The sequence below is a fragment of the Opitutus sp. sgz309028 genome (assembly GCF_059821195.1).
In genome coordinates this window covers 712244-725069 of sequence record NZ_JCAMRR010000001.1, presented here as the reverse complement: position 1 = coordinate 725069, position 12826 = coordinate 712244, and the positions used below count along the sequence as shown (strand labels likewise).

Below are 12826 nucleotides of genomic sequence, written 5' to 3'. Positions count from 1 at the left end.
CGATTGCTTCATTGTTTTCTCCCTATGGCCGGCATCTCCGTATCAGGTCTCGTCGAAGGTTCGTTTGACTGGCAATCGGTCGTGGATCAGCTGATCACGATCGAAAAACAGCCGATCGCCCGACTGCAGACCGAGCAGGCGCGCAACAACGACAAGATCGCCAGCCTCACCACGCTCAGCGGCGGCTTGTCCTCGCTCTCGGCGGCGGCGGTGGATCTGCGCTCCGCGACCCTCTTTTCCTCGCGCTCGGCCACGTCGAGCACCGTGGGTTCGACCTGGACGCTGACGCCCTCGGTCGGCGCGACCCGCGGCACCTACGCGATCGCCGTCTCGCAACTCGCCACCGCCTCGAAGCGCACCGGCGCGAGCGGCGTGTCGGCCAGCCTGAGCGACTCCGCCGACGTGTCGGGCACCACGCTCGCCACCCTGCGCACTGCGACTGCTGTGACCGCCGGTAATATCACCGTCAACGGCCGCACCGTCGCGGTCGGCCTCACGGATTCGTTGCAGGATGTCTTCGACAAAATTTCCACGGCCACTGGCGGCGAAGTCACCGCGAGCTACGATTCCGCCACCGACAAGATCACGCTCTCCGGCAACGGCGAAGTGGTGCTCGGCGCGGTGAACGACACCAGCAATCTCCTCTCCGTCCTCCAGCTGGCCAACAACGGCACGGCGAGCGTCACCAGCAGCGGCAAGCTCGGCGCCGCGTCGCTCACTTCGCCGCTTTCCTCGTCGCGACTCGCGGGGACCTTGTCCGCGGATGCGAGCGGCAACGGCAGCTTCTCGATCAACGGCGTCACCATCGATTACAACCTCGAGACCGACACCCTGAAATCGGTGTTGAACAAGATCAACAAGTCCGCCGCCGGCGTCACCGCGAGCTACGATTCCGCCAATGATCGGTTCGTGCTCACGAACAATTCAACCGGCGACACCGGCATCGGCGCCAACGAAGTCTCCGGCGGACTCCTCGACGCGATGGGCCTGACCTCCGGCTCGACGCTGCAGCGCGGCAAAAACGCCCTCTTCACCGTCAACGGCGGCGACCAGATCGTGAGCAAGAGCAACACACTCACCGCCACCGAGCACGGGATCACCGGACTCTCGGTGAAGGTCGATTCGCTTTCCACGCAAACGGTCACCGTCGCCTCGGACACCGGCAAGATCATGGACACCCTGCAGGCGTTCATGGATGCCTACAACGCGGTGCAGGCCTTCATCGATCAGGAGACCGCGGTCTCCGTCGGGCCCGACGGCAAGGTGACGTCCGCCACGCTCGGCGGGAATCACGAAGTCGAGAAGTGGGGCTCCAAGCTGCGCGCGATGGTCTCCGGCACGATCGGCGGGCTGAGCACGAAGATGAGCCGGCTCGACGACCTCGGCATCGGCTTCAAATCGATGGGGTCTTCGCTGGCCGTGATCGATCCGGCCAAACTCGCCAACACCCTCGCGGAATCCGCCGACGAGATCGGCACGTTTTTCAGCAACACCACGAGTGGTTTTGCGCAGCAGTTCACCAGCTACGTCACGCAACTGCAGAAATCCAGCGGCGGCGCGCTCGCGATCCAGACGCAGCGTCTGAATGACCAGAACAAGGGACTCGACGACCAGATCGCGACGCTGAATCGCCGCATCGAGACGGAGCGCGAGCGGCTCACGCGATCCTTCCTCGCGATGCAGAACGCGCAATCGGCGGCCCAGCAGCAGCAAAAGAGCATCGAGGACATGTTCTTCAAAAAGAATAACAACTCATGAGCCGGCTGCGTCCCTTCCGTCCGACCCGCACCGCGTTCGCGAAAACCGCGGCGCGCGCTTTCGCCGGTGCAATGCTCCTCTCGCTTCCCGCCTGGTCCGGCTGCATGCATCCTCCGCCGGGCGACAGCGCGCGAATCGGTCCGTTTTTCACACCGACCAATGTCGTCGGCGAGGCGCAGCTCCCGGCCGGTCTCCGCCGGGTCGTGCTGCTGCCGGTCGCCGGCGGTGCGATCGCCGGGGCGGAGAGTACCGCCGCGCTCGATCCGGTGTTTGTCGCCGAGCTGCAGAAACAGAACCGTTTCGAAGTGGTCCCGCTGACCCGCGAGGAACTCCTCCAGCGCTACCGCGCCGAGGAATTGCTCTCCACCGCGTCGCTCCCGCACGATTTTGCCGGCCGGCTCCGGCGCGATTTCGCGGCCGACGGCGTCATGTTCGTCGACGTCACCGCCTACAAACCCTTCCGTCCGCTGCTGCTCGGCGTGCGCGCGAAGCTCGCGACGACCGGCGAACCGGTCCGCATCCTGTGGAGCTTCGACAACGTGTTTTCCGCCGATAATCCCGCCGTGGCCAACAGTGCGCGTCGTCGCTTCCTCGACGCGGAGCGGGGCGGCGTGCCGGCCGATCTGACGCGCAGCGTGCTCCAGTCGCCCTCGCAATTCGCGAGCTACGTCGCGGGCGCGACGTTCGCGACGCTGCCGCCCGTGTATGTGCCGCCGCCCGCGGCGGAGACGCGCTGAAAGCGGCGCCGCCGGTGAACCGATGCGCGCGGCGCGGGTCGAAACGGGATCGGCCGTCAGCCCTTCGCCAAGGATCGTGCATCCCGGCTAAAGTATTCGGGCATCAAGCCGATAAACCCTGCATTCAACCAACGGCGTTCCCTGTAACAGACCTCAGAGGCTGACCGTTTCGTTACACGAAACCAAATGATCAACTCGACGAATCCGACCGACAGGACTCCGCACGCCGAGGCTCTCGCCGCCAGCGCGCATGCCGCCCCCCGACCGCTGAAACCGCGGCCCGATCAGCTTTCGACCGACAGTGCCGCGTTCCTCCGTTCCGAGCTGCAGCGCCAGCCGGAAGTCCGCGCCGAAGTCGTGGAGCGGGCCCGGGCCCTCGCTTCCGATCCGAATTATCCGTCGCGCGAGGTGCTCAAGCACGTCGGTGCGGCGATCCTGACCTCTCCCGATCTGAGCGAAGACGAATCGTAAGCCCTCCATGCTTGCCAACGGTTACGTCAAGACCTACCGCACCAACGCGGTGCTCACCGCCAGCCCCGGCCAGCTCGTCCTCATGCTCTACGATGGGGCGCTGAAGGCGATGGCGATCGCGGCGGACGCGTTTGCCCGTCCCGAGGAGGACGTGCGGCGGATCGAGGTGATCAATCACCAGCTGCAGAAGGCGCAGAACATCCTCGCCGAGTTGCAGAGCGGCCTGAATCTCCAGGCCGGCGGCGAGTTCGCCCAAACGATGTATCGACTTTACGACTACCACACGCGGCGGCTGTTCGAGGCCAACGTGAAGAAGGACGTGGCGATCGTGCACGAGGTGGAGGAGCTTGTCCGTCCGCTGCGGGATGCCTGGGCGGAGATGCTCCTGAAGCAGGAGGAGCCGCACACCGAATCGCTCCGCGGCGTGGCCTGAACCGGCATGAAGGACGCCGCCTGCGAGAAGTTCAACCGGCTCGTCGACGCGCTCGACGACCTGGTGCTGCAGGAAGCGGCGTCGCTGGCGCACGGCGACTATGACGCCTTGCAGGCGATCCAGGAACGCGCCGATCCGGTCGTGGCCGGCCTGAGCGACCTCGGGTCGGACGTTGCCGACGAACGCGCGCGGGCGCGCGTCGCGGGCCTGCTCGCGCGGCGACAGCATTCGATGGAGTTTCTCGAGTCCCAGCTGGCCGTGGCGCGCGCCGAGCTCGCCGCGCTCCAGGAGAGTGCCACGCGCGTGGCGCAGATCGCGCCGGCCTACGGCCGGGCGGAACGCACGCCGCCGACGTCGAGCCGTTTTCAGGCCCGGGGTTGAGCGCGGGTTTCGCGCCAGGACGGTTTGCCGGTCGCGCCTGCTCGCGCCGCGTATCCTACTGACGGATGCGCCCGATGAAGAGGCCAAAAAAAACGCGTCCCGCCCGCAGGCAGGACGCGACCAAAGGGGGGCTGTCGCGCTCAGCTCGCGACGGCGACGCGTTCCGGTTCGGCTTCGGCGCCGATACTAGCGGCCACCGGCGGACCGGCGAGCCACGCCGCGGCGATGCGGGAAGCTTCCAGTTTCCAATTCAGCAGCGGCGTGTCGTAGACGGAGAGCGTCTGGGCGGCGTCGGTGCCCTGCCAGGCCAGGCTGGCCTTCAGGCAGAACGAGCCATCGGCCAAGCCGAAATACTGGACGATCACCGAACCCTCGGGAAAGCCGCTGTCGCGTTCGCGCAGATTCAAGGTCAGGCGCGCGAGGCCGGTGCGGAAATTGATGATCCGGGAGCTGTCCCAGATGGCGCCTTCGCCGGCGTTGGCTTCGAGACGGACCGCCCGTTCGATGTCGGTGAGGAAGGAGAGAAGGCGCATGTTTGGAAAAAGTGCGCAGGCGGACGCCTTTGCGGTGAAGGCTTTATCGGCTCATCTGCAGGCGGCTTGAGATTTTTGTTAAAGTTTTAGCGGAAGTATCCGTAAATCCCCGGCGATGTCTTCCTCCGTTCTCTTCCCGGATCTGGGGCCGACCGCCGCCCCGTCTTCTTCCCCGGCCGAAGGGCCGGTTGTCTTGCTGATCGAGGACGAGGATTCTCTGGCCGAACTGCTGACGCACCTGTTGCGGCGTATCCAGGTGAAGGTGCTGCGGGCGGCGGACGGCGAGACCGCGCGGGCGCTCTTTGCCCGCAATCGCGACCACATTTCCATGGCGATCGTGGACTGCCATTTGCCAGATGTCGCCGGGGCGGATCTTTGCCACGAACTGCGGGCCGCGGTGCCCGGACTGCCGCTGCTGATCAGCAGCGGGCGCGATCAGCGGGCGCTCGAGGTCGCGCTCGCGGCGGGCGGACCGTGTCAATTTTTGGCCAAACCCTACATGCCGGCGGAAGTCATGCGGCGCGTGACGGCGCTGCTCGCACCGTCCGGCTGATACATGCCAACATTTGGTTGAATTGAAGCGGAGGGAGTGTCTTAGATGGCGGTCCTTCGCCGCCATCCTGGTCGGACGCGGCGCACTCTCCAGCTCCCTACGCAATGTCCTTTGAGAAGATACTGATTGTTGAGGACGAACTCGTCGTTCGAAACCTGCTCCAAAGTATTTTCCAGCGGCATAAGCTTCCGATCACCTCCGCCAACAACCTGGCCGAGGCGGCGGCGGTCCTGCAGCGCGAGCAGTTCGACTTGATGATGCTCGACATCCGGCTGCCGGACGGTGACGGCCAGAAGTTTCTGGAGCAGATCGCCGCGCTGCCCGAGCGTCCGCTCGTGGTGATGGTGACGGGCTACGGCACGATCGAGTCCGCGGTCGCCTGCATGCGCGCGGGGGCGTTCGACTACGTCCTGAAGCCATTTTCGCCGAGCCAGATCGATGTCATCCTCAAGAAGGCCCAGACGTATCGCCAGCTGCTCAAGGTCAACCGCCTCCTGAGCGACAATCCCGGCGACGAGGATGGCACGCTGGTGGGGCGCAGTCCGGCGATGATCCGGTTGCGACAGTTGATCGAGCGCGTGGCGCCCACGGATGCGACGGTGCTCGTCACCGGCGAGAGCGGCACGGGCAAGGAAATGGTCGCGCGCGAATTCTACCGCCGCAGCCCGCGGCGGGCGCACCCGTTCATCAAGGTCAATTGCGCGGCCGTATCCGAAAACCTGATCGAGAGTGAGTTTTTCGGCCACGAACGCGGGGCGTTCACCGGCGCTACGGAGCGCCGCGAGGGCCGCTTCGAGCTGGCGCATCAGGGCACGCTGCTGCTGGACGAAGTGAGTGAGATTCCCGCGAACCTCCAAGCGAAGCTTTTGCGCGTGCTGCAGGAGCGGGAGTTCGAACGCGTGGGTGGCAGCCGCACGATCAAGGTCAACGTGCGCATCATCGCGACGTCGAACCGCGACTTGTTGAAGCACGTCGAGAAGGGCGATTTCCGCCAGGACCTTTATTACCGGCTGAACGTGTTTCCCGTGCACGTGCCGGCCCTGCGCGAGCGGCCCGAGGATATTCTCTTTCTCGCGGACCACTTCCTGCGGCGTTTCGTGCGCAAGCACGGCGTGAAGGTGACCGGGTTTTCCGAGGCCGCGCGCGCGGCGCTCCAAGCCTATCGCTGGCCGGGCAATGTCCGCGAGCTCCAGAACACGGTGGAGCGCGCGGTGATCCTGTCGGAGTCCGGACGACCCGTATCGGCGGGCGCACTCGGCCTGCCCGGCGATTTGAGTTTCGCGGAGCCGGCGATCGAAACCGCTCCGCCGCCCGAATCGCCAGAGTTGTTCCCGCCCGAGCCTGCCGCGCTCGCACCGGTCTCCCCGGATGCGGCAACGCCGTCCGTGGTCGGTGACAACGGCCTCGTGCTGCGGCTCGACGAACTGGAGAAACAGGCGATTCGCGCGGCGTTGCGGCAGACCAACGGCAACCGCACGCAAGCGGCCGCCGAACTGGGCATCAGCATTCGCACGCTGCGCAACAAGCTGCAGGAATATCGCGAGGCGGGCGATGCGATCGACGCCGACCTGGCCTCGCTCGACGGCTGAGGACGGACTGCGGCCAGAGCGGCAGGCGGATCCGCAGAACCGCCGGCGGGCGGCAAAACGGGGACCCGCCGCATAACTTGCGGAATAACCCTAAATCCGCGCGGGAAACGCGCCGATAGCAGCGGGGAGTTTCCAGCCACCAGCCCCATCATGCCTGCTGCCGAGCAAATCACCGCCACTCTGATTCGTGACAACATTGCCCGCGCCGTCGGCGATGTCTTCAAAACCATGCTCAGCCGTGAGCCCGCGCTCGTGCCCCCGCCGGCGGGCGGCGCCACGGATCTCGAGAAAGCCTGGCCGGCGCAGTCGCCGCTGGCCGACAATCCGCGCCCGCACGTCGTGGGCACCGTCGGCTTCATCGGCGAGGCCAACGGTTTGATCTATCTTTATCTCGATCTCGCTTTCGCCCGCCACTGCACCTGCCAGCTGCTGGGCATGACCGACGAGGAACTTAGCGAGGCCGGCGACGAGGTGCTGAACGACGCCATCGGCGAACTGACGAACATGACCGTCGGCAGCTTCAAGAACGGCCTCTGCGATGCCGGCTATCCGTGCAAGCTCACGATCCCCTCGATCCTGCACGGCAGCAATTTCACGATCGAGCCGATCAGCTCCGTCGCCCGTTACATCTACCATTTCGATTGTTCCGGCCACCGCATCATCGCGGACATCCTGTTGAAGCAGGACCAGGACGAAGAGCCCCTTTCCTAATCACACATCATGCGTTACAAGATTCTCACCGTCGACGACTCGAAGACCGTTCGCATCATCGTTCGAAAAGCCTTCAAAACCTACGACTGCGAGATTCTCGAAGCCGGCAACGGCGTCGAGGGCCTGGCGATCGCAGCCAAGGAAAATCCCGACCTGATCCTCCTCGACGTGACGATGCCGGTGATGGACGGCGTCGAGATGCTCACGAAGCTCAAGGCGGATCCCGCCCTCAAGGGCATCCCCGTCATGATGCTCACGGCTGAAGGCGGCCGCGACAACGTGCTCAAGATCGCCAAAATCGGTGTGCGCGATTATCTCGTGAAGCCGTTCAAGGAAGACGTGCTGATCGAGAAGGCCGGCCGCATCATCGACCTGAAGCCGCTCTCCGAGACGCCCGCGAAGGCGAAATCCATTTTCGATCCGGCCGACATCCTCATCGTCGAGGACAAGCCGGCGATCATCCAGCAGATCCAGGATGGCCTGAAGCACACGCCGTGGAAGATCCATGGCGTCGCCACGCAGGGCGAGGCGATCGATTTCTGTTCGCGCACACCGCCGGACCTCATGCTCGTCAGCCTCTCGCTGCCCGAGGAATCGGCGTTCACGCTTTTCCGCCTCATCCGCACGAATGTGAAAACCAAATACACGCCGGTTTTCGCGCTCGTGGTGAAAACCGAAGTCGCGCAGCAGCAGCAGGCGCAGACCGTGGGTTTCAGCGCCATCGTCACGAAGCCGATCGATCTCGGCGAACTCGAGACGAAGATGGCCAAGGCGATGAACCTCGACACCTCGCAACGCTACTACGCGATCGAGGGCGACGCGTTGATCATGCGCCTGCCGGAGAACTGCTCTCCCGCGGTGATCGCCGAGGCGGCGACGTATTTGAAACCGAAGTTCGCCGAGGCGGTCGACGCCGGGCACAACAAGGTCGTCATCGACATCCACCAGCTGCGCTCGCTGCACATGGGCGTGATCAAGCTGCTGTTCCAGGCGATGCAGACCTGTCGTGAGCTGGCGATGCAGTTCGCGCTGGTCGCCAATCCGCAGATCGTCACTGAGTGCAAAGGCTTCGAGGATACGCGCGGCTGGACGTTCTACGATTCGCTCGAGGATGCGAAGGCGAACCTGGGCAAGGCGCCCGCGCTCGCGCCCGCGTAAAGGCCGGATTTCCCCTCTGGGGGTTAACGAAGAAGCAGCGGGCGGGTGGTTGTTGTGTGGCCACCCGACCGATTCTTTTTTGGGGCTGACGAACAGCGGGGGAGGGGCGCCGGATTTCACCGGTTACCGACCCGGAATCTGGAACCACAGAATGCACGGAGTGCACGGAATACGGACTTCCGCCTTCGATCTCAGTCCGTGGTCTAGAAATCAGGAAGGTAGCGGCGATCGTCCCGATCGCCATTCCGAGGTAGGGACGCGTGTCCCCACGCGTCCTGAGTTCGGCGTGCGCCTCGGTCGCTTCGCGCTTTTTTTCGGATCGGGAATGTTGAACCACAGAATGCACAGAATGCACGGAATACGGCACTCCGTGCATTCTGTGCACTCCGTGGTCTAGAATCAGAAAGGTAACGGCGATCGTCTCGATCGCCCTTCCGAGGTAGGGACGCGTGTCCCCACGCGTCCTGAGTTCTGCTTCGCGCTTTTCTCGGATCGGGAATGTTGAACCACAGAATGCACAGAATACGGCACTCCGTGCATTCTGTGCACTCCGTGGTCTAGAAATCAGAAAGGTAGTGGCGATCGTCCCGATCGCCCTTCCGAGGTAGGGACGCGTGTCCCCACGCGTCCTGAGTTCGGCGTGCGCCTCGGTCGCGTGAGCGGCGTCTGCGAATGAAGCGCGAACAGTCCGGCGAGGACGCCGGGCTCCACCGAGACGAGCGCGCTTCGCGCTTTTTTCGGATCGGGAATGTTGAACCACAGAATACACAGAATACACAGAATGCACGGAATACGGCACTCCGTGCATTCTGTGCACTCCGTGGTCTAAAAATCAGGGAGGTAGCGGCGATCGTCCCGATCGCCATTCCGAGGTAAGGACGCGTGTCCCCACGCGTCCTGAGTTCGCGCCCCGCGCCTGGTCAGGCAACCGGTGCGAGGTCGGGATGTGCCTCTGACGGCGCCCGGAGCGTGACGGCTGCCGTCTCGCGCTTCGACTTTTTTCCCGGCTTTGCCGGCGGCACGGGCGCCGAGGTTTTCAACTCCCTGACGCTTCCCCGCACACCAGCGAGCCGGGTCAATTCGGCGACGTGCTCGCGCAGCGCGTGCGATTGCGCGCTCAGTTCCTCCGCGGCTGCGGCGGTCTCCTCCGCGGTGCCCGCATTGGATTGCGTGACGCGGTCCATCTGCGCGACGGCGGAGTTCACCTGGCCGATGCCCTGTGTCTGCTCGCCCGACGCCTGCGCGATTTCGGCGACGAGGCCGTCCATCTTGTGCGCACGGGCGACGATGCCGGTGAGCGATTGTGCGACTTTCTCGCTGATCGCCACCCCGTGTTCGCTGCGTCGCACCGATTCCTCGATCATGACCGCGGTTTCCTTGGCGGACTGGGCCGAGCGATGCGCGAGATTGCGCACCTCTTCGGCCACGACGGCGAAACCCATCCCCGCTTCGCCCGCGCGCGCGGCTTCCACCGCGGCATTGAGCGCGAGAATGTTCGTTTGAAACGCGATCTCGTCGATGGTCTTCACGATCTTTGCGATCCCGTCGGACGATTGTTTGATCGCAGCCACGGCCTGCGACATTTCCTGCATGTCGGTCTGACCGGCGTCCGCTGCGCCGCGGGTTTCGCTGGAGAGGTCCTTCGCTTCGGCGGCGCTGGCGGCGTTGCGCTTTGCCATCGAGGACATCTCTTCGAGCGACGCGCTGGTTTCCTCGAGGCTGGCGGCTTGTTCGCTCGAACCGGACGCGAGTGTCTGGCTGGCGGAGGAAACCTGACCGGCGGCGGCGGCGACCTGAGCGGCGCTGTCCTCCAAGGCGGAAGCCACGCGGCCGAGCAGGCGGCTAAGTCCGATCACAATCGTGGTGGCGAAAACGATGCCGAGGCCGATCGCCGCGGTGGCGCTCACGACGGTAATAAGGTCGGTCTTGCGAATGTCCTTGCCGCTTGCGTCGACCGCGGCGGTCGCGGTGGCGATGTTGTGCGTGAGCAGCCGGCTCGCGTCAGCCTGATATGCTTCGTAGGCCGGTCGAACGGCGGAGAGGTTCCAGGCATTGGCTTCGGCGCGCTGGCCGGAGACCAGCAGGGAAAAGAGCTGCTGGCGGGCCGCGGCGTAGCGCGTGAGGTTTTCCTTCAACGATTCATAAAAGCCGCGATCCTCCTCGTCGGTGATGGTCTTGGCGTAGAGTTCGATCAGCTCGAGATTGCGGGCGCGCATCGTCTCGGTCTCGTCGATGATCCGTTTCAGCTCGACCGGATCCTCGGCGAGGAGCGTGCGCACCACGCGAATTTGAATTTCTCCGATGTTGCTCTTCACCTCGCTGATCAAGGTCAGGCTTGGGAGCAGCTTGTTTTCGATCTCGTCGCTTCTTGCGACGACAGGCCGCAGCAGCAGCCGGGTCGCGATCGCCTGGATGCAGACGAGCACGAGAATGACGGCAAAGCCGGTGATGATCCGCTTGCGGATGGTCCAGTTTTTCATGGTGAGAGTCAGAGGGAAGGGAGGTCCTGCTCGGCGCCAAAGCGGGCGAGCAGCGCGCGCAGGGCGGCGGGATCGACCGGCTTGGCTAGGTGAAATGTATCCGAAAAATCGATGCCGTCGGCTGCGGCGCGCGCCGGTTCGTCGCCGACGAGGGCGATCGTCGCGCCACGGGGATCGGCGACCAGGCAGGCCACCCAGCGGTCGAGGTCGGGGGAGGGGCGGCTCAGGTCGACGAGGACCAGATCGAAGGTCAGCGACAGCCGCATGGCATCGGCGACCGCCAGGCTGCACGCGAGCGCGATCGAATGGCCCGACTGGGCGACGAGCCGCCCGAGGCCGGCGCAGCTCAACGGATCCTCGTCGACGATCAGGACGTGCGCCGGGATGAAATCGGAACGCTGCGTCACCTTCGCGTTGGACGGGATGACGAAGTCCCGCGCGTCAGCGGAGGCGGTAAAGACGAAGGAGTCGTGGGAAGGACGGAGCGACATGGCAAAGGTGGACGGGCCCTCGGAGGAGGGCGAACGTTGCTCCTTTGCCTTGCAGGTCGATCACCTGCCCGAAAAAGGCGGCTGCGCTTGGCGCACCGCAACACGTATTATATCGACCGCGAGCGGCCGGACTTTAGTCGCTGGCGCGCGGCGGTTGCGAGGAACGGGGTTTTCAGCCGGCCGCGCCGGGCACCAATTGCAGCAGCCGCTTGCGCAATTCGCCGAGTTCCTTCGAGCGAAAGCTGTGTTTCGTCTTTTCGAGCACCGCGATGGTTTCGACGATCGCGTCGAGCCACGGCTGGCCGCCCGTTTCGCCCGCGCGTTCCCGCGGTGGACGGCTGGCTTCGGCCGCGAGCCGGCCGGCCAGTTCGCGCAGTTCGTCGGCGGCGGAATCGCCGCTGGTGGCGGGGCGTTGGCCGGTCAGACGAGCGACTTCCTGTGCGAGCGAAAACAGCGCCCGACGTTGACGGCGTTCTTGACCAAGGCGTTCGAGGAGGGGCGCGGTTTTCTTGAAATCGATCGGTTTGAGGAGGTAGCCGGCGATGGGAAGATTGGCGGCGCGCATCGCGCTCTCCAGCTGGGGACTGCCGGTCATCAACAGGACCGGGGGAGGACATTCGGCCTGCAGTCGCCGCTCGATCCATTCGAGACGGAAGTTGCCGGGCATCTGCACGTCGCTGAGCACGACATCGAAATCGCCCGTTTCAAAAGCGGCATCCGCTTCCACCGGGCCGGCGGCGTAGACGGTTTGATGGCCGAGATCCTGGAGCCAGGCGGTCAACGCCATCCCGGCGATCGGATCGTCATCGACCAGCAGGACCCGCAGCCGTGCGGAAATGTTGGCGGTGCGATCCGCCGGCGTGGTGCCGGCGGACGTAAAGCGCACGTAGCTCCGTTGGGCGAACGAAGTGAAGGCAGGCGAGTTCACCACCGAAAAGGGGACCGCAGCAGCGCGGAAGCCTCAGGGCGCGACTTCCGTCATCGCCTGGACGGTTTCGGGCGCGACGACGCGGTCGATGTCGAGCAGCGTCTTTACCTGGCCCTTCACCTTCGCCATGCCGAGCAGGTAGCTCGTGTCGATCTTGGTGCCGAAATCCGGCGTGGGTTCGATCTCGTCGTTCGTGAGCGTCACGACCTCCTCAACGCTGTCGACGATCAGTCCCATTTGCACCACCTGCTCCGTGGGCAATTTCACCTGCACGACCACGATGCACGTGCGCTCCGCGAATTCGGCCTTGAGGCCGAACTTCACGCGCAGATCGACGACCGGAATCACGCGACCGCGCAGGTTGATCACGCCCTTCACGAAGCTCGGCATCTGCGGCACCGGCGTGATCTTTTGCATCCGAATGATTTCGCGCACCTTGAGCACGGCGATGCCGTAGGCTTCGTTCTCGAGCACGACGGTGAGATACTTGCCGGCGAGTTTCGTCTTGGCGCTGGGAGCGTTGATAGTGGACATGATGGTTGGCGGGCGCGCCATGCGGGCGGCGGCCGGCATGACGCTTTCGGAGACTCCATCGGCTGTTTC

14 protein-coding genes are annotated in these 12826 nt (G+C 64.6%); 9 read left to right on the top strand and 5 right to left on the bottom strand.

The annotated features are described in order from the left end of the window. Window positions 1-24 precede the first annotated feature (24 nt). The 5 genes from fliD (at window position 25) to AC6RV7_RS02720 (ending at window position 3780) form a co-directional block, all read left to right on the top strand. Complete coding sequence (fliD, locus tag AC6RV7_RS02740; RefSeq protein ID WP_500092368.1) at window positions 25-1758, top strand: flagellar filament capping protein FliD; 1734 nt, start codon at window positions 25-27, stop codon at window positions 1756-1758. Continuing rightward, window positions 1755-2495, top strand: a complete 741-nt coding sequence (locus tag AC6RV7_RS02735) for a hypothetical protein (RefSeq protein WP_500092367.1) — start codon at window positions 1755-1757, stop codon at window positions 2493-2495. Before fliD ends, AC6RV7_RS02735 begins: the two co-directional genes overlap by 4 nt. Window positions 2496-2681: 186 nt before the next feature. Further along, window positions 2682-2966, top strand: coding sequence for a hypothetical protein (locus AC6RV7_RS02730; protein WP_500092366.1), 285 nt, complete (start codon window positions 2682-2684; stop codon window positions 2964-2966). A 7-nt stretch (window positions 2967-2973) separates the two neighbouring features. Beyond that, on the top strand, window positions 2974-3399 hold the full coding sequence (gene fliS / locus AC6RV7_RS02725; RefSeq protein WP_500092365.1) for a flagellar export chaperone FliS: 426 nt from the start codon (window positions 2974-2976) through the stop codon (window positions 3397-3399). A gap of 6 nt (window positions 3400-3405) precedes the next feature. Further along, window positions 3406-3780, top strand: a complete 375-nt coding sequence (locus AC6RV7_RS02720; protein WP_500092364.1) for a hypothetical protein — start codon at window positions 3406-3408, stop codon at window positions 3778-3780. A 140-nt stretch (window positions 3781-3920) separates the two neighbouring features. Here AC6RV7_RS02720 and AC6RV7_RS02715 read toward each other — a convergent pair whose 3' ends face one another. Continuing rightward, window positions 3921-4313, bottom strand: a complete 393-nt coding sequence (locus AC6RV7_RS02715) for a hypothetical protein (protein ID WP_500092363.1) — start codon at window positions 4311-4313, stop codon at window positions 3921-3923. Window positions 4314-4428: 115 nt separating this feature from the next. On the opposite strand from AC6RV7_RS02715, the gene AC6RV7_RS02710 reads away from it, so the two are divergent. The 4 genes from AC6RV7_RS02710 to AC6RV7_RS02695 all read left to right on the top strand — a co-directional run bounded on the left by AC6RV7_RS02710 (window position 4429) and on the right by AC6RV7_RS02695 (window position 8324). Beyond that, the gene (locus tag AC6RV7_RS02710; RefSeq protein ID WP_500092362.1) at window positions 4429-4866 is read left to right on the top strand and encodes a response regulator transcription factor; all 438 of its coding nucleotides are present in this window, start codon (window positions 4429-4431) and stop codon (window positions 4864-4866) included. Window positions 4867-4970: 104 nt separating this feature from the next. Next, window positions 4971-6455 (top strand): sigma-54-dependent transcriptional regulator, encoded by a 1485-nt coding sequence (locus AC6RV7_RS02705; protein ID WP_500092361.1) that lies wholly within the window; start codon window positions 4971-4973, stop codon window positions 6453-6455. Between the two features lie 150 nt (window positions 6456-6605). Then, window positions 6606-7166: a chemotaxis protein CheX gene (locus AC6RV7_RS02700; RefSeq protein ID WP_500092360.1), complete on the top strand. Its 561-nt coding sequence runs from the start codon at window positions 6606-6608 to the stop codon at window positions 7164-7166. 9 nt (window positions 7167-7175) lie between these two features. Next, a complete protein-coding gene (locus AC6RV7_RS02695) occupies window positions 7176-8324 on the top strand; it encodes a response regulator (RefSeq protein WP_500092359.1) in 1149 nt (382 codons plus the stop codon). A 920-nt stretch (window positions 8325-9244) separates the two neighbouring features. Here AC6RV7_RS02695 and AC6RV7_RS02690 read toward each other — a convergent pair. The 4 genes from AC6RV7_RS02690 to AC6RV7_RS02675 all read right to left on the bottom strand — a co-directional run bounded on the left by AC6RV7_RS02690 (window position 9245) and on the right by AC6RV7_RS02675 (window position 12757). Then, entirely contained in the window at window positions 9245-10804 is a 1560-nt protein-coding gene (locus AC6RV7_RS02690; RefSeq protein WP_500092358.1) for a methyl-accepting chemotaxis protein, read from the bottom strand. Window positions 10805-10812: 8 nt separating this feature from the next. Beyond that, window positions 10813-11295 carry an ANTAR domain-containing protein gene (locus AC6RV7_RS02685; protein ID WP_500092357.1) on the bottom strand — a complete coding sequence of 161 codons (483 nt, stop codon included), beginning with the start codon at window positions 11293-11295 and terminating at the stop codon, window positions 10813-10815. A 172-nt stretch (window positions 11296-11467) separates the two neighbouring features. After that, window positions 11468-12223, bottom strand: a complete 756-nt coding sequence (locus tag AC6RV7_RS02680; RefSeq protein WP_500092356.1) for a response regulator — start codon at window positions 12221-12223, stop codon at window positions 11468-11470. 33 nt (window positions 12224-12256) lie between these two features. Further along, window positions 12257-12757 carry a chemotaxis protein CheW gene (locus tag AC6RV7_RS02675; RefSeq protein WP_500092355.1) on the bottom strand — a complete coding sequence of 167 codons (501 nt, stop codon included), beginning with the start codon at window positions 12755-12757 and terminating at the stop codon, window positions 12257-12259. Between the last annotated feature and the right edge of the window lie 69 nt (window positions 12758-12826).

Bases quoted from the DNA above. Each gene is read 5' to 3' on its own strand.
- fliD (WP_500092368.1), top strand. From the start codon at position 25: ATGGCCGGCATCTCCGTATCAGGTCTCGTCGAAGGTTCGTTTGACTGG.
- AC6RV7_RS02735 (WP_500092367.1), top strand. From the start codon at position 1,755: ATGAGCCGGCTGCGTCCCTTCCGTCCGACCCGCACCGCGTTCGCGAAA.
- AC6RV7_RS02730 (WP_500092366.1), top strand. From the start codon at position 2,682: ATGATCAACTCGACGAATCCGACCGACAGGACTCCGCACGCCGAGGCT.
- fliS (WP_500092365.1), top strand. From the start codon at position 2,974: ATGCTTGCCAACGGTTACGTCAAGACCTACCGCACCAACGCGGTGCTC.
- AC6RV7_RS02720 (WP_500092364.1), top strand. From the start codon at position 3,406: ATGAAGGACGCCGCCTGCGAGAAGTTCAACCGGCTCGTCGACGCGCTC.
- AC6RV7_RS02715 (WP_500092363.1), bottom strand. From the start codon at position 4,313: ATGCGCCTTCTCTCCTTCCTCACCGACATCGAACGGGCGGTCCGTCTC.
- AC6RV7_RS02710 (WP_500092362.1), top strand. From the start codon at position 4,429: ATGTCTTCCTCCGTTCTCTTCCCGGATCTGGGGCCGACCGCCGCCCCG.
- AC6RV7_RS02705 (WP_500092361.1), top strand. From the start codon at position 4,971: ATGTCCTTTGAGAAGATACTGATTGTTGAGGACGAACTCGTCGTTCGA.
- AC6RV7_RS02700 (WP_500092360.1), top strand. From the start codon at position 6,606: ATGCCTGCTGCCGAGCAAATCACCGCCACTCTGATTCGTGACAACATT.
- AC6RV7_RS02695 (WP_500092359.1), top strand. From the start codon at position 7,176: ATGCGTTACAAGATTCTCACCGTCGACGACTCGAAGACCGTTCGCATC.
- AC6RV7_RS02690 (WP_500092358.1), bottom strand. From the start codon at position 10,804: ATGAAAAACTGGACCATCCGCAAGCGGATCATCACCGGCTTTGCCGTC.
- AC6RV7_RS02685 (WP_500092357.1), bottom strand. From the start codon at position 11,295: ATGTCGCTCCGTCCTTCCCACGACTCCTTCGTCTTTACCGCCTCCGCT.
- AC6RV7_RS02675 (WP_500092355.1), bottom strand. From the start codon at position 12,757: ATGTCCACTATCAACGCTCCCAGCGCCAAGACGAAACTCGCCGGCAAG.